General features: G+C 67.4%; 18 protein-coding genes. 9 read left to right on the forward strand and 9 right to left on the reverse strand.

Annotation, left to right across the window (positions count from 1 at the left end; translation table 11 throughout):
• Positions 1-24: 24 nt before the first annotated feature.
• From AC5592_RS30140 to AC5592_RS30155, 4 genes are read right to left on the reverse strand one after another with little or no spacing between them, the layout of a single operon-like run.
• The gene (locus AC5592_RS30140; RefSeq protein WP_063066154.1) at positions 25-885 is read right to left on the reverse strand and encodes an LLM class F420-dependent oxidoreductase; all 861 of its coding nucleotides are present in this window, start codon (positions 883-885) and stop codon (positions 25-27) included.
• 26 nt (positions 886-911) lie between these two features.
• Positions 912-2,396, reverse strand: a complete 1,485-nt coding sequence (locus AC5592_RS30145) for an FAD-dependent oxidoreductase (RefSeq protein WP_063066170.1) — start codon at positions 2,394-2,396, stop codon at positions 912-914.
• A 14-nt stretch (positions 2,397-2,410) separates the two neighbouring features.
• Complete coding sequence (locus AC5592_RS30150) at positions 2,411-2,818, reverse strand: carboxymuconolactone decarboxylase family protein (protein ID WP_036497322.1); 408 nt, start codon at positions 2,816-2,818, stop codon at positions 2,411-2,413.
• Positions 2,808-3,731 carry an NAD(P)-dependent oxidoreductase gene (locus tag AC5592_RS30155; protein ID WP_063066155.1) on the reverse strand — a complete coding sequence of 308 codons (924 nt, stop codon included), beginning with the start codon at positions 3,729-3,731 and terminating at the stop codon, positions 2,808-2,810. The genes AC5592_RS30150 and AC5592_RS30155 overlap by 11 nt, the downstream gene beginning before the upstream one ends.
• A 399-nt stretch (positions 3,732-4,130) precedes the next feature.
• Between AC5592_RS30155 and AC5592_RS30160 the strand changes: the two genes are divergently transcribed.
• From AC5592_RS30160 to AC5592_RS30180, 5 genes are all read left to right on the forward strand, one after another.
• A complete protein-coding gene (locus AC5592_RS30160) occupies positions 4,131-4,679 on the forward strand; it encodes a Cif family virulence factor (protein WP_036497324.1) in 549 nt (182 codons plus the stop codon).
• A 5-nt stretch (positions 4,680-4,684) separates the two neighbouring features.
• Positions 4,685-5,926 (forward strand): hypothetical protein, encoded by a 1,242-nt coding sequence (locus AC5592_RS30165; RefSeq protein WP_198163970.1) that lies wholly within the window; start codon positions 4,685-4,687, stop codon positions 5,924-5,926.
• Between the two features lie 45 nt (positions 5,927-5,971).
• Positions 5,972-7,585: an acyl-CoA synthetase gene (locus AC5592_RS30170; RefSeq protein ID WP_063066157.1), complete on the forward strand. Its 1,614-nt coding sequence runs from the start codon at positions 5,972-5,974 to the stop codon at positions 7,583-7,585.
• Positions 7,586-7,718: 133 nt separating this feature from the next.
• On the forward strand, positions 7,719-8,405 hold the full coding sequence (locus tag AC5592_RS30175; protein WP_036497327.1) for an acetoacetate decarboxylase family protein: 687 nt from the start codon (positions 7,719-7,721) through the stop codon (positions 8,403-8,405).
• Entirely contained in the window at positions 8,402-9,169 is a 768-nt protein-coding gene (locus tag AC5592_RS30180) for an SDR family NAD(P)-dependent oxidoreductase (RefSeq protein ID WP_036497328.1), read from the forward strand. The genes AC5592_RS30175 and AC5592_RS30180 overlap by 4 nt, the downstream gene beginning before the upstream one ends.
• A 115-nt stretch (positions 9,170-9,284) precedes the next feature.
• On the opposite strand, the gene AC5592_RS30185 is transcribed toward AC5592_RS30180, so the two are convergent.
• Positions 9,285-10,106 (reverse strand): crotonase/enoyl-CoA hydratase family protein, encoded by an 822-nt coding sequence (locus AC5592_RS30185; RefSeq protein WP_062994590.1) that lies wholly within the window; start codon positions 10,104-10,106, stop codon positions 9,285-9,287.
• Between the two features lie 136 nt (positions 10,107-10,242).
• On the opposite strand from AC5592_RS30185, the gene AC5592_RS30190 reads away from it, so the two are divergent.
• Positions 10,243-11,868, forward strand: coding sequence for a succinic semialdehyde dehydrogenase (locus AC5592_RS30190; RefSeq protein WP_063066171.1), 1,626 nt, complete (start codon positions 10,243-10,245; stop codon positions 11,866-11,868).
• Between the two features lie 105 nt (positions 11,869-11,973).
• Here the strand turns inward: AC5592_RS30190 and AC5592_RS30195 are convergent, their stop codons facing one another.
• Positions 11,974-13,374, reverse strand: a complete 1,401-nt coding sequence (locus tag AC5592_RS30195) for a lipase family protein (protein ID WP_063066158.1) — start codon at positions 13,372-13,374, stop codon at positions 11,974-11,976.
• 137 nt (positions 13,375-13,511) lie between these two features.
• On the reverse strand, positions 13,512-14,618 hold the full coding sequence (gene nicT / locus AC5592_RS30200; protein WP_063066159.1) for a Nickel transporter NicT: 1,107 nt from the start codon (positions 14,616-14,618) through the stop codon (positions 13,512-13,514).
• A 367-nt stretch (positions 14,619-14,985) separates the two neighbouring features.
• Here nicT and AC5592_RS30205 point away from each other — a divergent pair, with 367 nt between their 5' ends.
• Positions 14,986-15,819 carry an SAM-dependent methyltransferase gene (locus tag AC5592_RS30205; RefSeq protein WP_036497360.1) on the forward strand — a complete coding sequence of 278 codons (834 nt, stop codon included), beginning with the start codon at positions 14,986-14,988 and terminating at the stop codon, positions 15,817-15,819.
• A 1-nt stretch (position 15,820) separates the two neighbouring features.
• On the opposite strand, the gene AC5592_RS30210 is transcribed toward AC5592_RS30205, so the two are convergent.
• A complete protein-coding gene (locus tag AC5592_RS30210) occupies positions 15,821-16,825 on the reverse strand; it encodes an isopenicillin N synthase family dioxygenase (RefSeq protein WP_063066160.1) in 1,005 nt (334 codons plus the stop codon).
• Between the two features lie 211 nt (positions 16,826-17,036).
• Between AC5592_RS30210 and AC5592_RS30215 the strand changes: the two genes are divergently transcribed.
• Positions 17,037-18,080, forward strand: a complete 1,044-nt coding sequence (locus AC5592_RS30215; protein ID WP_063066161.1) for an ABC transporter substrate-binding protein — start codon at positions 17,037-17,039, stop codon at positions 18,078-18,080.
• Positions 18,081-18,149: 69 nt separating this feature from the next.
• Complete coding sequence (locus tag AC5592_RS30220; RefSeq protein ID WP_063066162.1) at positions 18,150-19,418, forward strand: low temperature requirement protein A; 1,269 nt, start codon at positions 18,150-18,152, stop codon at positions 19,416-19,418.
• A 43-nt stretch (positions 19,419-19,461) separates the two neighbouring features.
• Here the strand turns inward: AC5592_RS30220 and AC5592_RS30225 are convergent, their stop codons facing one another.
• Positions 19,462-19,785: a hypothetical protein gene (locus AC5592_RS30225; protein ID WP_157122317.1), complete on the reverse strand. Its 324-nt coding sequence runs from the start codon at positions 19,783-19,785 to the stop codon at positions 19,462-19,464.
• Between the last annotated feature and the right edge of the window lie 53 nt (positions 19,786-19,838).

The raw sequence follows: 19,838 nt of genomic DNA on the forward strand, positions 1-19,838 counted from the left end.
CAGGCGCTCGCGCGCGGTTGTCGATCAGGCGCTCGCGCGCAGGGGCGCGAGCTTGCCGGCCAGGCGGTCGAGATAGGCCAGCACCTCGGCTTCGGACTTGTCCGGCAGTCCGTACAGTACGTCGGTCACCCCGGCGGCGTGCCATTCGGTCAGCCGCTGCGTGTCGGGTTTGCCGTCGAGGGCGACCACCCGCGGGGTGTCCTCGCGACCGGCCTCCTGCCACACCTTGCCCAGCAGTTGCAGGCGTTCCAGCAGCGTGTGGGTCTCGTACGGGGTGGTGATCCAGCCGTCGGCCGAGCGCGCGATCCAGCGGAAACCCTGTTCGGTACCCGCGGTGCCGATCAGCACCGGCACCTTGGACTGCACCGGCTTCGGCCACGCCCAGCTGGGGCCGAACTTCACGAAGTCGCCGTCGTAGCTCGCCTCCTCCTCGGTCCACAGCGCTCGCATGGCCTCGAGGTATTCGCGCAGCACCGTGCGGCGCTTGTTGCCCGGCACGCCGTGGTCGGCGAGTTCGTCGGTGTTCCAGCCGAATCCGGCGCCGACACTGACCCGGCCGCCGGACAGATGGTCCAGGGTGGCGATCGTCTTGGCCAGCGTGATGGGGTCGTGTTCGGTGGGAAGTGCCACCGCCGTGGACAATTCGATGCGTTCGGTGACCGCCGCCGCGGTGGCCAGCGCGACCCACGGGTCGAGGGTGCGCATGTAGCGGTCGTCGGGCAGGCTCTCGTCGCCGGTCAGCGGATGCGCCGCCTCCCGTTTGATCGGGATGTGGGTGTGCTCGGGCACGAAGAACGACTCGAAGCCGCGCTCCTCGGCGGCCGCGGCCGCGACCGCGGGCCGGATGCCGCGGTCGCTGGTGAACAGGACGATGCCGAAACGCATGGGGTTCCTTTCGATTCGGTCGGGCATCAGTTCGATGCCGGACCGTCGTTGGCGGCGGCGCGGCCCGCGCGGCGACCGTAGAAGCTGCCGTCGCCGAGGGAGGTGCCGCTGGCATAGCCGCCCGCGCAGACGCCGGAGGTGCAGCGGCCCGCGGCGTACAGGCCGGGGATCGGTTCGCCCGTGACGTGGATGACCCGGGAATCCAGATCGGTGCGCAGGCCGCCGAGGGTGAAGCCGGCGGTGAAGTTGCGCATGTCGAATCCGGCCACCGGCGTGCCGATCGGCTTCACCCACTCCGGCTTCTTGCCGAGCAGCGGGTCCGAGCCGGATTCGGCGTGTCGGTTGTAGACCTCGACGGTGGCCTGCAGCGAACCCGCGGGCAGGCCCATATCGCTTTCGAGTTCCTCGACCGTCTCCGCCGCCCAGGTGGGGGGCTGGCGGAAGAAGGGGCTGCTGGTCTCGGTCTTCAGCGCTTCCTCGAGCGCGGCCTCGTCGATGATCAGGTAGGCCTGGTTGTCCTGCTGGATCAGCGTGGCCTGGCCGATCCGGCCCGGATAGGTGTCCTCGGCGATGTAGCGCTGTCCCCGGCCGTTGACCAGGATGCCGCGAACCATCATCTGCGGATCGCCGAAGAAGGCGACCTCGGTGGCGTCCATATGCGCCAGTTCGGCGCCGAGCGCCTGGGCGACTCGGATGCCGATGCCGTCGTGTTCCTCGATCGCGGCGGCGGGCCGGCCGATGAGTCGCGGCGCGTAGCCCTCGATCATCCGCTGCTCGTAGGCGAAGCTGCCGGTGGCGAGCACCACGCCGCGACGGGCGCGGACGGTGATCTCCTTGCCGTAGCGCTTGGCCACCACGCCGACGACGCGATTGTCGTCCGCGACCACGAGCCGCTGGATCCGGATGTCGTATTCGGCTCGCACACCGAGGGATTCGGCGGTGTCGGTGAGCGGCTTCATCAGCATGTAGCCGCCACCCTGCTCGCCGATGCGCTTGTTCTGCATCTGCGGCAGATGCCCGCGCGGGGCGGGGGTGGCGATGTCCTTGAACGGCGCGGCGTTCTCACCGCCGGAATACATCAGGCCCTCGTCGTGCGGGGGTTCCCAGCCCGGCTCGCCCCAGAATTCCTCCTTGAACGGAACCCCTTGGGCGACAAGCCAGTTGAAGTGTTCGACGCTGCCCTGGCAGTAATCGTGGATCTTGGCCTCGTCCACGCCGGGCCCGAGGGCGGCCAGCATGAACTTCTCCATGTTCTCCGGGGTGTCGTCGAAACCGAGCGCCTTCTGCAGCGGCGTGCCGCCACCCAGATAGATGAATCCGCCCGACAGGGAGGCCGCACCGCCCCAGCCGCCGGTGCGCTCGAGCACCAGCACGTCGGCGCCGGCCCGGGCGGCCTCGATCGCCGCGGCGACGCCGGCGATGCCGTATCCCGCGATGACCACATCGGCCTCGTAGTCCCAGTCGGTGATATCGGCGGCGGGCTGTGGTCGCACACCCAGGGTGTCGGACATGGTGGGTTCGTTCCTCACTTCTCGGCGGACTTCTTTTCGGCAGCCTTCTTTTCGGCGGCCACGACTTTGCCGACGACGCTGTCGAGCTTGGTCCCGGCGGCCCAGCCGGTGTAGTGGCAGAGGAAGATCGCGATCTCGCGCAGCTGTTCCTCGGTGAGTTCACCGTTGCGCAGGGCCGCGCTGACCTGGATCTCGGTGACGTCCAGATGTCCCTGCGCGGTCAGCGCGCCGAGCAGCAGCAGGCGGCGATCACGCACGGACAGTTCCGGGCGGCTCCAGATATCGGCGAACAGGTGATCCGCCGTCACGGCGAAATGGGCGCCGGGTCCGTCGGATATCTCCCAGCCGTAGACCTCGCTCATCTTGGCCACTCCGCGCGCGCGACGCTGCTCGGGCGTGAGGCCGTCGGTGTCAGCGCTCATTGCTCTCCTCCGAAGTGTCGGTGCGCGCGGCCCGGGAAACTTCGCCGGGCCCGACGCCGAGGCCGTCGCCGAGCCCGCTCAAAGCCATTCGGGCGAAGGGCAATTCGACGCCGAGCCGCTCGCCCAGGGCCAGGGCCAGCGACAGATCCTTCTCGCCGAGGTCGCGGGTGTGGGTGAAGATCGAATGCCAGAAGTCGTCCGCGGCGATCGGCGCGGTGGTGTCGCGCAGCATGATCGCGCCCGCACCGCCGGTGATGGCATCCGAATGCCGGACCACCTTGCCCAGGTCGACGATGTTCAGCCCGGCCGCCTCGGCCAGTCGCTGGGCTTCCGCGGTGGCCGTGAACGAGACGAAATGCAGCAGGTTGCGGGCCAGTTTCATCCGGGTGCCGGCGCCGACCTCGCCCGCGTGCACCACCAGTTCGGCCCAGTAGCCGAACGGTTCGCGCACCTTCTCGAAGGCGGCGGCGCTGCCGCCCACCATGACCGCGAGCGACCCCTTCTTCGCCCCCGCGCCGCCACCACTGACCGGGGCGTCGACGAAGTCCACCTCGTGTCCGGCGCAGATGCCGGCGAGTTCGACCGCGGTCCGGTCGCTGATGGTCGAATGCACGGCGATCACCGTGCCGGGGCGCGCGGTGCTCAGCAGTCCGTCCGGACCGGTGACCACGGATCGGACCTGCTCGTCGTTCAGGACGACCACCGAGATCACCCCGGCCCGTTCGGCGACCTCGGCCGCCGTCTTCGCCGGTTCGGCGCCGCCGTCGACGAACGGCTGTACGGCCTCCGCCCGGGTGTCGCAGACGATGAGGCCACCGGGGCGGTTCAGCAGCCGCTCGGCCATCGGCGCACCCATATTGCCGAGGCCGATGAAGCCGGCGGCGCTGGTGCTGTCGTTCGTGGACCCGCTCATGGGTACCTTTCGGAGCTGTCTGGACACGTGTACGGAACTATAGGTTCGACTCTGATCTTGGCGCAAGAACTTGTTTCAATTCCGCGGCTGTGCCGAGGGTGTGGAATCGGCGCCGACCACGGCGTGGACGGCCCGCGGCACACTGGTCGAACGACCGCTTCCCGGTGGCAAAAATAGTCGATCCATTGTCGGCCCCCGCTTGCGGTGGTACCGTCCAGACACATGTCCAGCGATGTGTCTTTCGCGCCTGTCCGCGAGGGATATCCCGGCCTGAACTCGTTCTCGAAAACGGGCTGACGGACCACGACGTTCGCGGTCGCCGCAGCCCGGTGACCGCCCGGATCAGGCCACGCCGGAGATCGGCGCCGGCCCTCGACACAGAATGTGAAGGAAGCTGCGATGTCCGGTTTTTCCCGGGACGAACTCGACGAGATGGTCCGCCGCTGGGTGGTCGAGAACGAACGCTGCGAGGCGGCGGGCGACTGGCGGCCGCTGGCCGACATGTACACCGAGGACGCCACCTACGGCTGGAACTACGGCCCGACCCAGGAGTTCATGGCGGTGGGCCGCGAGGAGATCCGCGAACTCGCGCTGGGGCAGGAGATGGACGGCCTCGAGGGCTGGACCTACCCGTACCAGGAATTCGTCGTCGACGAGCGCAGCGGCAACGTGATCGGACTGTGGAAACAGGTCAACGAGAACACCCGCCCCGACGGGAGCCACTACAGCCCGGAGGGCATCGGCGGCAGCTGGTTCCGCTACGGTGGCGACTTCCAATGGTCTTGGCAGCGTGACTTTTTCGACTTCGGCAACGTCTCCGCGCTGTTCGTGGAGATGATCACCGCGAACGCGCTCTCGGAGGGTATGCAGAAGCGGATCGAGCGTTCGGGCGCCGGGCCGCTGCCGGGCTGGTACAAGATCGGCGAGTCGCCGGTCCCGCTGTGGTGAGCTCCATGAGCGCGAGTCGCTTCGCCACACTGAGCCGGGAGCAGCTGGCGGCCCTGGTGCCCGAACTGCTGCTGTGCGGGCATCTCATCGATCGCTCGGGGATGGCGCATTCGATCGGGGCCTTCGGCCGCGACGGGATGGCCGAGGTCGCGATCGAGGAATGGCAACTGGCCAGCCCGATCTACACCCGCCGGATGCGCGCGGCCCTCGACATCCCCGGCGACGGCGTCGTCACCATATTCAAAGGGCTGCAACTGGATATCGGCGCGCCGCCGCAGTTCATGGACTTCCGGTTCCGCGTCGACGACGACCACAACGGCGAGTTCTGGCTCGACCACTGCGGCGCGCTCGCCGACGTCGAGCCGATGGGTGAGGACTACGTGGTGGCCATGTGCCACACCATCGAGGACCCCACCTTCGACGCGACCGCACTGGCCACCAATCCGCACGCGCAGGTGCGCCCGATCCACCGGCCGCCCCGGCAGCCGGCCGATCGAGTGCCGGTGTGCGCGTGGACGGTTCGCATCGATCCCGCCAACGAACCGCCCGCGGTTCCGCGCAATGCGGCGCGCATGGCCGAATTCGCCGCTGTCGATATCGAATTGGCGCCGATCGAAGCCGGCGGCCCGGGGCGGTCGGACTACCGCGGGCCGCTGCTGAGCGATATCGACTTCGCGGATTTCTCGCAGTCGGCGCTGGTCCGGATGGCCGACGAGGTATGCCTGCAGCAGCATCTGCTGAACCTCGGATTCCTGATCGCGGTCGGCGAGCGCGCGGATGCGGAGACCACCGCCGCGATCGCGCGCAAACAGTTCACCGGGATCGCCGGGCTCACCTCCGAACGCCTGCGGGCGCTCCTCGGCCTCGGTACCGGCTTCGAAGACCTCGCTCAGGTCCTGCGCCTGCATCCGGCGTGGAATCCACTGCCCTACGTCGACATGCAGGTCGACGCCTATCACGATTCCGCGATCCTGCGCATCGCGCGCGACAGCCCGGGCGTACGCGACGGCGGCTGGCCGGCCGCGGTCGACGCCGAACATCTGGAGCCGCTGGCCGCCATGGTGCGCGGGGTGAACCCGCGGTTCGACGTGCATGCCCGCGAGGGTGACGAGCGTGAACTCGTCGTCGAGATCACCGCCGCCGCAACGCCTTTCCGGGAGTCGCCGGAGGTCGCGATCACTCGGTTCAGCACCGGGGCGGACTTCCACTTCAGCCCCCGGCAGTCGCTGCCGCTGACGGTCGTCTGACCGCCCTCAGTCCCGAACCGCCGCAATCGACGAGAGATCTCAGATATGCCGAACAATTTCGCCGACCTGTTCGAGCACGCCGTGGACGCCATGCCGGATCGGGTGGCGCTGATTCAGGGCGAGCGCCGGGTCACCTATCAGGACCTGGAACGCCGCGCCAATCAGCTCGCCCACCACTTCGCCGCGGTGGGGCTGGGGGAGGGCAGCCACATCGGCTTCCAGATGCACAACAGCATCGAGACGATGGAAACGCTGATCGCCGCCTTCAAGATCCGGGCGGTCCCGATCAACATCAACTACCGCTACGGCGCGGACGAACTGCGCTACGTCTACGACAACGCCGACCTCGAGGCGGTGGTGCACCACCGGTGCTACGCGCAGGTCGTGGATCAGGTCCGTCCGCAGGTGACCACGCTGCGCCATGCCTTCGTCGTCGACGACGATCAGGGCGGTGAGGGCCTTCCCAGCGAATCGACCCCGTACGCCGACGCCTTCGAAAGCACCTCCACCGCACGCGATTTCGGTGAGCGCAGCGCCGACGACCTGTTCATGATGTACACCGGCGGCACCACCGGCATGCCCAAGGGCGTGATGTGGCGCCAGGAGGACATGTGGCGGGTGCTCGGCGGCGGCATCGACTTCTACACGAATGTGCCGGTGGCCGACGAGTTCGAACAGTCCCGGGTCGGATCGCAGAACGACCCGCTGCGCTGGCTACTGCTGCCGCCCCTGATCCACGCCGCGGCGCTGATGCCCACCTTCACCGCGCTGTGGTCGGGCAATACCGTCGTGTACGAGCCGCGCTTCGACGCCGACCGGGTCTGGCAGGTGGTGGCGTCCCAGCGGGTCAACATCGTGGTCATCACCGGTGACGCCATGGCGCGGCCGCTGCTCAACTCTTATCGGCAGGCACCGGTGGACGCCTCCTCGGTGGTCGCGCTGGCCTCCGGTGCGGCGCTGCTGTCGCAGCCGGTGAAGAACGAGATGCTGGAGCTGTTCCCGCATGCGGTGATCACCGATTCGATCGGGTCCTCCGAAACCGGATTCGGTGGCATCGGCGTGGCACAGAAGGACGACGACCCGTCCCGCGGGCCGCGTGTCCAGACCGGACGCGGCGCGGTCGTGGTGAACGAGGAGGGCCGGGAGGTGGCGCCCGGCGAAGAGGGCTGGATGGCCAAGAAGGGCTCGGTGCCCCTCGGCTACTACAAGGACCAGGCCAAGTCCGACAAGCTGTTCAAGACCGTCGACGGCGTCCGCATGGTCATCACCGACGACCGCGCGCGGGTGGAGGCCGACGGCACCATCACCCTGATCGGCCGCGGCAACATGGTGATCAACACCGGCGGCGAGAAGGTGTTCGTCGAAGAGGTGGAGGCCGTCGTCAAGGCCCACGACGGCGTCTACGACGTGGTGGTCATCGGAGTTCCACACGAGCGCTGGGGCCATCAGGTCGCGGCGGTGGTGTCGATCGCCGGCGCCGATCCGCTCGATTTCGCCGACCTCGAGGCGCACGTCCGCAAACACCTCGCCGGATACAAACTGCCGCGCAGCATCTGGGTGGTCGACGCGGTGGGGCGCACACCCAGCGGCAAACCGGACTACCGGTGGGCGAAAGGCCATGCCGAATCCCACCCGCCGACCTACACCGTCGGCTCCTGAATCCTGTCGGGCCCCCGCGCCGGACGTCGCTGTCGCGGCGTTCGGCGCAGCCGTGTCCGGGCGATCTCGGTGAGTGGGATTTCCGGGGCGAGAGGGCCTGCCGAATCAGACTGGAACGTGTTCTACTTGGAGGATGACAGCGGTGCATTCCGTACTCGGTGAAAAAGTCAGGATGCCGGTCGAGATCCGCGACGCCGACGCCTGCGCGGCGACATTTCTCGTCGACGCGGCAGCGGCCCGGGAGATCGTGGCGCCGACCGGACTCGAGCCACTCACGGTCGCCGGACGCGGGGTGTGCTCGCTGGTCTTCGTGCGCTACGTGGACGGCGACCTGGGCCCCTATCACGAATTCGGCCTCACCCTCATGGTGCGCGGCCGGGATCGGGACCTCGGTGTCTACATCCCGTGGCTGCCGGTGAACCAGACCTTCACCTGCGCGGCGGGCCGCGAGATCTGGGGCTTCCCCAAGGAGATCGCCGATATCCGGATCACGCCGGTGCGTCGCGGCAAGCGCTGCGAGGTCCGCATCGACGATCGCCTGGTGGTGGCGATGGAGGTCGGTGGCGGGGTGCCGTCCCCCGGCGGCATGGGCGGCGCGTCGATCGCGGCCTACACCCATATGGACGGCATCCTGCGCCGCACGCCATGGGTGATGAACCCGTCGCAGGTGCGAATGGGGCTGGGCGGCACCAGGATCGAGCTCGGTGATCATCCCGTCGCCGAACAGATGCGCGCCCTGGGGTTGCCCAAGCGCGCACTCTTCAGCAGCCGGATCGGACTGCTGCGCATGACTTTCGAAGACGCGGTGGAGGTTCGATGAGCAAGACGGCAGTGGTGACCGGTGCGGCCAGCGGCATGGGGCGCATGGCGGCCCAGCGGCTGGCGGCCGGGGGCTATCGGGTGGCCGCACTCGACATCAACGAGACCGGCCTGGCCGAGACGGCGCGGCGCTCACCGAATATGAGCACCTACGCCTGCGATGTCGCCGACGAGCAGGCGGTGCGGGCGGTGGTCGACAAGGTGCGCTCCGACCTCGGCCCGATCGAGCACGTCGTGCACGCGGCCGCCCTCTGCCGGGTGGGTTCCGCTCTGACGCACGATGTTTCGGATATGCGCCGGGTGATGGACATCAACTACGGCGGGACGATCAACATCTGCCAGGCCGTCGTGCCGGAGATGAAGCAGGCGGGCCGCGGGACCCTGGTGCTGTTCGCCTCGGTGGCGGGCTGGCTGCCCTCGCCGGGCCTGGCCGCCTACTCGGCCTCCAAATTCGCCGTCGTCTGCTATCACGAAGCATTGGCGCAGGAGTTGAACGGGACCGGGGTACGGGTGATCTCGATCTGCCCCCCGATCGTGGAAACCCCCCTGCTGGAAGGCATTCGGGCCGCCAACGAGGCGGTGGTCGCCGGTCAGAAGGGCATCACGCCCGACCGGGTGCTGGATGCCGCCGAACGCGCCGTCGCGGACCCGAAGGCGCCGCTGTTCATCTTCCCCGGTCCGGCCAAGCCGCTGTGGCTGGCACGACGTTTCGCCCCGAACTTCCTGCGCAAGCAGGTCACTCGGATGGTGAAGCCCGAACTGTGATGGTGCTGAACTGATCGTGCAAACCTCGGCGAGAAATCGAGTTTTCTCGCAATCTCGCCGAGGTTTGCACGATATGTTCACCCGCCACGCATCCGGTGGACAGCCGGATGCGGTGTCAGCGGCCCTTGAACTCCGGCTTGCGGCGCTCGGCGAAGGCGCGCGGGCCTTCCTTGGCGTCGTCACTGCGGAAGACGGTGAGGCCGAGCTGCGCGTCGATCTTGAATGCCTCGTTCTCGTGCATGCCCTCGGTGTCGCGCATGGTCTTCAGGATCGCCTGCACCGCCAGCGGGCCGTTGGCGTTGATCTTCTCGGCGAGTTCGAGCGCCTTGTCCAGCGCGGTCCCGTCCGGCACCACATGTCCGATCAGGCCGTACTCCTTGGCCTCCGCGGCGGTGATGTGGCGGCCGGTGAGCAGGATGTCGGCGGCGACGGTGTAGGGGATCTGCCGGGGCAGACGTACCGCCGAGCCGCCCATCGGGAACAGGCTCCAGCGTGCTTCGGACACACCGAATTTCGCGCTCTCGCCGGCGACCCGGATGTCGGTGCCCTGCAGAATCTCGGTTCCGCCGGCGATGGCCGCGCCCTCGACGGCGGCGATCAGCGGCTTGGTCAGGCGGCGGCCCTTGAGCAGACCCGGAATGTTGGTCGGGTCGAACGCGCCGCCCGCGCTCATGTTCTTGGCCGGATCCTGTTTGGTCATCGCCTTGAGGTCGGCGCCCGCGCAGAACGCGCCGCCCGCGCCGGTGAGGATGCAGGAGCGGATCTCCGGGTCGTTGTCGACGGTGTCCCAGGCCTGCACCATCAGGTCGAGCATCTCGGCCGACAGCGCATTACGGACGGCCGGGCGGTTCATGGTGACGATCAGGGTCGCGCCGCGTCGCTCCAGCAGCGCGTGCGGTTCCGTGTTGCTACCTGTTTCAGTTGCTGCCGTCGTCATCGCCGACCCACTTTCCTCATGGTATTACTCGCGTTTTGCGGACGAAGTTACCCCGCAACGTTGTACAGAACAATAACGTGTTCTAGTTTGGATGATGGTGACCGCCGTCACGGGCGGCAAGTTATGGAGATCGCTGATGGAGACAACCACGCACAGCGGCGCTGAGGCGACGTCGCACAGCTTCGCCGCGAGCACGCTGCCGCCGCGGATCACGAAGACGCTGATCGACCGCCTCACCGGGCTGATCACCGCGGGCACCGCGGGGGAGAAGCGCGAACCCTACGACATGATCGAGGTGTACACCGGCGCGGTCGTCGGTGAGCTGCCGCAGTCCTCGCCCGAGGACGTCGCCGCGGCGGCCGACAAGGCGCGGGCGGCGCAGCGGGAATGGGCGAACTGGCCGGTCAAGCGCCGGCTGCAGGTCTTCGAGAAGGCCCATGAGCTGATTCTCTCCGAACTCGACACCATCGCGGATCTGATTCAGATCGGCTGCGGCAAGACCCGCCGGATGGCCATCGAGGAATCGTGCGATCCGGTGATGGTGATCAGCCACTACCTCAAACACGCCGAGCGGATCCTCAAACCGATCCGGCGTGGCGGCGCGATGCCCATCATCTCCACCTCCACCGAACAGCATCGGCCCAAGGGCGTCGTCGCGGTGATCGCGCCGTGGAACTTCCCCTTCGCGATCTCGATCTCCGATTCGATCCCGGCCCTGATCGCCGGCAACGGCGTGGTGATCAAACCGGACAACAAGACCGCGCTGTGCACGCTCTACGGCGTCGAACTGCTGCGCAAGGCGGGGCTGCCGCGCGATCTGATCCAGGTCGTCTGCGGTACCGGACCCGACGTCGGCCCGACCCTGATCGACCACAGCGATTTCGTGATGTTCACCGGCTCCACCGCCACCGGCCGCACCATCGGCGAGCGCGCGGGCCGCAACCTGATCAGCTGCAGCCTCGAACTCGGCGGCAAGAATCCGATGATCGTGCTCGAGGACGCCAACCTCGACGAGGTCATCCCGGGCGCGATCTTCGCCGTGTACGGCAACTCCGGTCAGGCGTGTATGCATATCGAGCGCATCTACGTGCACGACCGCGTCCATGACGAGTTCGTGCGCCGATTCGTCGCCGCGGCAGAGGAATTGGGGTCGAAGGCGGGTGCGTCGTACACCGCCGATCCGGAATTCGGTTCACTGGTCTCGGTCGATCACATGCGGCGGGTTGCCGCCCACGTCGACGACGCCGTCGCGAAGGGCGCGACCGTGCTGACCGGCGGCAAGGCCCGCCCGGATATCGGCCCGGCGTTCTACGAGCCCACCGTGTTGACCGGTGTGACCCCCGAGATGGAGCACGCGACCGTCGAAACCTTCGGCCCGGTCGTCACCGTCTACCGCTACACCGACGAGAACGAGGCCGTCCGGCAGGCCAATGCCACCACCTACGGCCTCAACGCCAGCATCTGGAGTACGGATTTCGCTCGGGCCGAGAAGCTCGCCGACCGGCTCGAGGCGGGCAATGTCAACGTCAACGACGGGTTCGTCGCGACCTATTCGGCGAAGATGACGCCCTCGGGTGGCGTGAAGCAGTCCGGCGTCGGCACCCGGCACGGCGATGCGGGTCTGCTCAAATACACCGATACGGTCAATGTCGGCGTGCAGAAGAAGCAGGTGCTCTCGGCGCGGGCGGGTATGCCGTTCGAGAAGCAGCTCAAGAGCACCCTGCTGACACTGCGTCTGAGCCGGCGGCTGCGCATTCGCTGACCGGCGCACCGGTACTCGAAGGGCCCGTTCGCCCCCCCACGTCGAACGGGCCCTTCGCCTCCCCGCACCTCGCTGTGCCGGGCGTCCTGCGCCGATCGCTCCGGTTTACTTCACGCCGATCGGCTTGCCGAAGAACGACGCGAAGGTCTCACCGAAGGTCGAGGCCAGCATCTGGAAACCGTTGGGGTCCAGCAACAACCATCCGGCATCGGCGGTGTGGCACCCGGGCTGGGCCGGCACGCCGTCGAGCCGGTCGCGCAACCACAGCATCGCTGCCCCGCCGCCGGAGATCTCGGTGGCCACGTGTTCGGCGAAGTGTTCCCTGGTGTATTGCACTGTGGCGGAGGGGTTTCGGCAGTAGCTGTCGACGAGGGTGTTCACCTGGCCGACCGGGATGATCTCGTCCGGATTGCCCTGCCAGATGTACATCGGCATATCCGGCACCGATCGACCCATCCGGGTCTCGTCGAGCACGGCGGCCACCGCGGGCTGCTGCATCGGATCACCCGGAACCCGCAGCATCCCTTTCAGATTCAGGAACGGCAGCAGCGCGCTGACATACTGCACGCACAATCCGCTCTGCAGCGTGGTCAGGCCCTTGCCCAGCGGGTCCATATGCTCGTCGACGAAGCGGGCGAACTCCGGATACTCGCGCGTCAGGCCCATCACCGCGGCAAGAACCAGGCCCGACGTCGCTTGTCCGTTGGCCACGTTCAGTGTCATGCCGAGATCCGCGGGCACACCGCCCTCGGCCGCGCCGACGATATTCAGATCCGGGGCGTAGCCGCTTTTCAGTTCGGCGGCGTGGCCGGTCGCGATCGCGCCGCCGGAGTAGCCGTAGAGACCGATTCTGGTCTGCGGGCTCAACCGCATCGGCTCGAAGTCGCGGGCCGCGCGAATGCCGTCGAGGGTGATCCGGCCGGCGAGCGGACCCGCGGCGTAGGCGTTGTTCGGTCCCTCGTGATCGGGAATCACCACCGCCCAGCCCTGCTGCAACGCCCCCTGGGCGATGACGAACTCGGCCGGGGCGACGATCTGGCCCAGGAACGGACCGGCCGAGAAGTGCTGGATCGCGTAGGAGGGTGCGCAGTAGCCGGCCAGGGAGTCCTCGGCGATCTGCATGGAGACAAGTTTGTCCGGCGCCGAACCACGTGGTTTCAGAACTGTCGCCACCGCCGGAATCGGTTGGTCCCGGCTGTCGTTCGACCGGTAGGAGATCTGCCACGCGTCGACGTTGACCGGTATCAGCCCCAGATTGGCCACCCGCACCTGCCGCGCGGCGATGATCTCGCCGGGCTGTTTCGCCGCGACGATCTCCGCCGCGGGGTGATAGAAGCCCGGATCCAGCTCGGGCGGCAGGGGGATCGGGGCCGCGGGTGCGACCGGCGCGGGTTCGGCGGTGGCGCTGGGCGGATGGGCCACCACCGCGGCCGGCACGGTCAGCGCCGTCGCCGCGGCGAGTACGCAAATCGTCCGGCGGATGCGGCGCGTCCAGGGTTCGGTCACACTCGGCTCCTTCGCTAATGCGAGACTGCTCCGTCTCACATATGCAGCGAACTATGGCACAGGTGTGATCGCCGTCGCAAGAATTTCGGTCGTCGGCCGCCGATTGTGTGCGGCTCGACGAGATGCGGTTCGAACGGTCAGGCCGATTCTTCGGTCGGCGTGGGCGCCCAGCGCTCGTCCACCTTCGCCAGCCGCCAGTAGGCGACCGCGACAATCCAGGCGAGGACGAACAATCCGACGATCGCGAATCCCGCGTTGTTGAGGTCGATGCCGGCGATCCACTCCGCCACCGGACCGCCGAATCCGGTGTCGTCGTGCAGCACCTTGATCAGCTCGATCGAGCCGATGAACAGGGCCACCGCGATCGACAGACCGGTGATGGCCAGGTTGTAGAAGATCTTGCGCACCGGATCGGAGAACGCCCAGTCGTAAGCGACGTTCATGAACAGGCCGTCGATCGTGTCCATCACGCTCATCCCGGCGGCGAACAGCAGCGGCAGCACCACGATCGCGTACCAGGGCAGTCCGGCCGCCGCGCCGGACCCGGCGAGTGCGAGCAGCGCCACCTCGGTCGCGGTGTCGAACCCCAGGCCGAACAGCACACCGACCGGATAGACGTGCACCGGCCGCCCCACCATCCGCATCACCGGCGCCAGCAGGCGGGCCAGGAATCCGCGCGAATCGAGCGCCGCCTCCAGCTCCGCGCGATCGTAGTGCCCGCTGTCGCGCAGCCGGCGGAACACGCGCCAGATACCGATCAGCGCAACCACATTGAGCAAACCGATCAGATACAGGAACGAGCCGGAGGCCACGGTCGAGATGGTGCCGAGTGTCTTGCGGGTCGAGGAGTCCTCGTCGACCAGTGTGCCCACCACGTGCGCACCGGCCACCACCAGCGCGGCGAGGACGAACACGATCGTGGAATGTCCCATCGCGAACCAGAATCCGACCGACTTGGGGCGTTTGCCGTCGCTCATCAGCTTGCGCGTGGTGTTGTCGATGGCGGCGATGTGGTCGGCGTCGAAGGCGTGACGCAGCCCGAAGGTGTAGGCGGTGATGCCCAGCCCGATGCCGAAGACCTCGGTGCCGATGCGATAACCGTGCGGGGCGATCGCACCGAACAGCAGGCCGAATCCGATCAGATGCATCAGCGCGACCACGCCGAGCAGCACCCCGGCCTCCAGCCAGTCGCGCCGGGACCAGTCCCGCAGGACATCGCGAAGTAGACGGCGACGAGAGGACATGGGCCCCAACCCTTCTGGGGAACCCGCGTCCCCGTCCGTGCGCAGCGACGAAAGGGGTCTGGCTGACAGCATGGGCTGAACACAGTGGCGCGACCGCACCGGATTGACACCGGTTTCCCGTTCCCATCGCGAGAACTCTGCGGACTATACCAACGACCGGCGCCCGTGCGACCACGGTCATCGCAGGTCGCGACGACGGGGCGAGCGGATCTCCGCGCGATGAAATGTCGGGTATGCGCCCGTAAGCCCAGGAAATAGGGGAGACTCGGCGTAACACAGTCTGTAGTGCGACGGCTGTGTGCCGGGTACCAGTTCCACAGGGTCAGCGTTTCAGCAATGCCGTTTCAGCAATGCCAGGGGAGCCTTCATGTCGCAGTCTTCTGCCGCGTACCCGAGTGTGGTGCCGGTCGGGGTGGATACCGCTCGTGCCAGTATCGCGCGCGTCTACGATGCCGCCCTGAACGGCAAGGACAACTTCGAAGTCGACCGTGAAGTGCTCGCCCAGGTGCGTGCCGTGGCCCCGCAGGTGAACGATCTGGCCTGGGCCAACCGCGACTTCCTGATCAGAGCGTGCCGCTTCCTGGCCGCGCAGGCCGGGATCGACCAGTACCTCGACCTGGGGTCGGGGCTGCCGACGGCGGAGAACACCCATCAGGTGGTGCAGCGGATCCGGCCGGAGGCCCGGGTGGTCTACGTCGACAACGATCCGATGGTGCTGGCGCACGCACGGGCGCTGCTCGAGTCGAATTCGCAGACCAGCATCGTCGCCTGCGACATCTTCCGCCCGCACGAGGTGCTCACCGACCCGACGGTGCGCGACGACCTCGACTTCTCCCGGCCGCTGGCGCTGTTTCAGATCGGGACCCTGCAGCACTATCTCGATGACGACGCCTCGGCCCTGATGCGGACCTATATCGACGCGCTGCCCTCCGGTTCGTACGTGGCGATCGCGCACTTCTACGATCCGGAGGACTCCGGGCCGAGCGAACTGGCCCGCAAGATGGAGGACAGGTTCGTCCACAGTCCGATGGGCAGCGGGCGATTCCGCACCCGGGAGGAGATTCAGGCCCTGTTCGGCGGCTTGAAGATGGTCGAACCGGGGCTCGTACTGTGCGACGACTGGTGGCCGGACGGACCGCGGCTCACACCGCTGTCGGACGTGCGCCGGTGCATCCTGGGCGGCGTCGGCCGCAAGCCGTGAGTCAATACGCCCGCGCGGGTGCGCTCGGGGTGATGCCGTGATGGAGTTCGGCGACGTCCGGATGCGCCCGGATGCGTGATTTCCAGGCGTTCTGCCCGTACGTGTCGAAAATCGGATTGTCCGGGTCGGCGGTGACTCCGCGTGCGTCCGCGGCGAGGTTCGGTGGCAGTGGTAGCAGCGGTATGCGGGCGTTCAGCGCCGGATTCAGGAAATACGGGACGGAGATGCGGTCGGTGCCCGGTTCCGGGGCGAGTACGCGGTGCCGGGTGGCACGCAGATAGCCGCCGCTGGCCACCTCGAGCAATTCGCCGATATTCACGATGAAGGCGCCCGGTAGCGGCGGCGCGTCCACCCAATCCCCGGACGACAGCTCCACCTGCAGACCGTGCGAATCCGGTTCCACCAGCAGGAGTGTGAGCACACCGGAATCCTTGTGCGCGCCGACGCCCTGGGGATTGTCCGGGTTACCGGGATAGCGGACCACCTTGATCAGGGTGGCCGGGCGGTCCGCGAACGCGGGATCGAAGAAGTTCTCCGGCGCACCGAGTGCCGCGGCCCAGTGCCGCAGCAGGGCACGCCCGACCCGAGCGAGAGATTCGTCCCAATCACGCAGTGCGGGACGTAGTTCCGGAAGTGCCGTCGGCCAGAGATTGGGGCCCTGCAATCGCCAGTACCCCTCCGCCCCGGCGATCGCCTCGGCCTCCGGCCCGATATCGATCTGCTCGCGCCAGTCGACCCGGCCGTTGGTCAGCTCGCCGCCGAGTCGCGAATAGCCGCGGAACTGCGGGCTGCGCAACTGACTGATCTCCTGCTTGGCCGCCTCCGGCAGCGCGAAGAACCGCCGCGCCAAGGCGAGCAGTTCGGCGCCGCGCTCGGGTGCGACGCCGTGACCGACCAGATAGAAGAACCCGAATTCGTGTGTGGCCTCGCGTAATTCGTTGCGGAACCGCAGTGGATCGGAATCCGCGGTCGTCAGATCGAGTACCGGGAGTACGCGGTCGGTCATCGCACATCCTCATCCTCGTTCGCGGGCGGTAATCCCCAGATCTACCGCATTCGCGCAGGTGTCCGAAAGGGTTGGACTCGCCCGGAATGCAATCGCTCCAACCGAATCGTCGTGATTCAAAGGGGAGGCTTCGTAATTCGCACCACCTAGGCTCGGCCGGGCCGACGCGCACCACCGTGCCGTCGTGCGCAGTGTCGAGAGGAATTACCTGATGTCCGGACGTATCCGCACCGCATTATCCATTTTCGCAGCCGGTACGGCTGCCGCTGTGCTGCTCACCGCGTGCGGCAGCGGAGGGTCCGCCCACACCGAGAACGGGGTGACCTCGCTGCGGTATCTGGGCTGGACCGATCAGGTCACGCTTCCGGAGGTCGCGGAGAACCTCGGATTCTTCGACGGCAAGATCAAACTCGACTACGTCGGCAACACCATCAGCGGTCCGCAGGAAATCCAGACCGCCGCGACCGGGCAGATCGACTTCGGCGGGGCATTCGCCGGTGCGGTCGCCAAGCTGGCCGGCGCCGGGGCGCCCATCACCGCGGTGGTCAACTACTACGGGTCGGACGAAAAGTCCTTCCAGGGTTATTACACGCTCGACAACAGCCCGATTCGTACGGCCGCCGATCTGGTCGGCAAGAAGGTCGGCGTGAATACGCTCGGTGGCCAGAACGAGGCCGATATCCACGATGCGTTGAAAAAGGCCGGGCTGAGCGTCGACCAGATCAAATCGGTGCAATTGGTGGCGCTGCCGCCGCCGAATATCGAACAGGCGCTGCGGCAGGGACAGATCGACGCCGCGGCCTTGAACGGCCAGTTCCAGCAGCGTGCGGTGGCCAACGGCGGGGTGCGGCCGATCTTCACCGAACTCGACGAATACGGCGGTCCGATCAACGGCGGGCCCTACGTCTTCCGCAACGACTTCATCGCGAAGAATCCCGACGTGGTCCGCGCCTTCACCACCGGCGTCGCGAAGGCGATCGAGTGGGAGCGCAGTACGCCGCGCGAGCAGGTGATCGCGAAGTTCACCGAGATCATCAACGCCCGCCACCGCGCCGGTGAGGACACCTCGACGCTGAAATACTGGCTGTCCGTGGGTGTTCCGGCCCGCTACGGCAAGCTGTCGGATGAGGACTTCACCCGCTGGCAGAGCTGGCTCGAGGACACCGGGGCCATCGATCACAAGCTGGATCCGAGCAAGTTCTACACGAACAAGTTCAACTCGCTGCTGCAGTCCTCGGACGCGTCCGGGAAGTAGCGCAGCACGTCGTGCCCCGGCGGGTCGGTAGCGGCGAGCCGACCCGCCGGTACGGCATCATCGGTGCCCATGAGCGACTCCGTGACCACCGGCGGCGCCCGCGGACCGGCGCACCGCCGCATCCCGATGACCGGCCGCGATCCCGACGAACCCGGACGCGTGTCCTCACCGCTGGAGCTGCTGTTCGATCTGACCTTCGTGGTCGCGGTCGGCACCTCGGCGTCGTATTTCGCCGAGATGGTGGCCGACGGGCATGCGGGCAAGGCGGTGGTCGCCTTCGTGCTGGCGATGTTCGCGATCGTCAACGCCTGGATCAATTTCAGCTGGTTCGCCTCGGCGTTCGACACCGACGACTGGCTGTACCGCGTGCTCACCATGGTGGTGATGATCGGCGTCGTGGTCTTCGCCCTCGGCCTGCCCGCGATGTTCCACTCGGTCGACGTGGGCCATCACCTCGACGTGCGGTTGATGGTCGTCGGCTACATCGTGATGCGGATCGCGATGGTGCTGCAGTGGTGGCGCGCCGGGCGGGAGTCGCCCTCCTTCCGGCACGTCGGCTACGGGAGTATCCGCTGGACGATCATCGCCCAAATCGGTTGGGTGATCATCGCATTCGTCCCCATGCCGCTGCTCGTCGCCGGTGTGGGATGCGTGCTGCTCGGCGTGCTGGAACTGCTCGTACCGGTGCTGACCCAGGGCCGCGCGAGCGGCACCCCGTGGCATCCGCACCACGTCGCCGAACGCTACAGCCTGTTCGCCATCATCGCCCTCGGTGAGGGCGTGGTCGGCACGGTCGCCTCCTCGGGCGGGCTGCTCGGCGGCAGCGACGGTGCGGACTGGAGTGCCGACGCGATCGCGATCGTGGTCGCCGGCGTGGGCCTGACCTTCGGCATGTGGTGGGTGTACTTCACCACCCCGTTCGGCGAGATCCTCGTGCACCGCCGCAACCGCGGCTACCTGTTCGGATACGGCCACATCCCGCTCTACATGGGTATCGCCGGCGCCGGCGCGGGCCTGCACGTCGCGGGCCTGTCACTCGAGCACCACTCCCATATCGGCTCGGTCGCGGTCGTCCTGGCCCTGGCGCTGCCGGTCGGCGTCTACCTGCTGATGGTCTATCTACTGCACACGCTGCTGCTGTCGGCGCCCGACCCATTCCACATCCTGCTGCTGACCCTCACGGCCCTGGTGCTGGCCCTCGCGGTGATCCTCGCCGCGTTCGGCGTCTCGATCTCCGTCTGCCTGCTGGTGGTGATGCTCTCCCCGTTCATCACCGTGGTCGGCTACGAAACCATCGGCTACCGGCACCAGCGCGAGATGCTGGCGCATCTGGAGTGAACACGGTCTCGGATGCCGGACAGACGCGTGAGCGAGCCCGTGCCTACCGCGGTCCGGGCGACCAGTACGGCGTCTGAGCCGGCGGTTGCTGCGTGGAATGCTGCTGCGGAGGGCTCCACAGCGGCACGTCCTGGTTCTGCGGGGGACTCCACAGGGGAACATCCTGATTCTGCGGGGGGCTCCACAACGGGACGTCTTGATTCTGCGGCGGAGTCCACATCGGCAGGTCTTGGTGCTGCGACGCCTCCGGGGCGGAAGCTGCTTGCCGCCGCCCCGGCGCTTTCGCCAGACTGACGATCAACAGAATCGCTCCCGCGATGAGAATGATGATCCCCAGGATCACCACCAAGCCGATGAGTGCCACCACGAACAAAGTTGTAGCACAAGGTTTTCCGGTGGTCCCGGAAATGGGAAGGGAGC

The organism is Nocardia violaceofusca NBRC 14427 (genome assembly GCF_963869435.1).
In the GTDB taxonomy this organism is placed as follows: domain Bacteria; phylum Actinomycetota; class Actinomycetes; order Mycobacteriales; family Mycobacteriaceae; genus Nocardia; species Nocardia aobensis.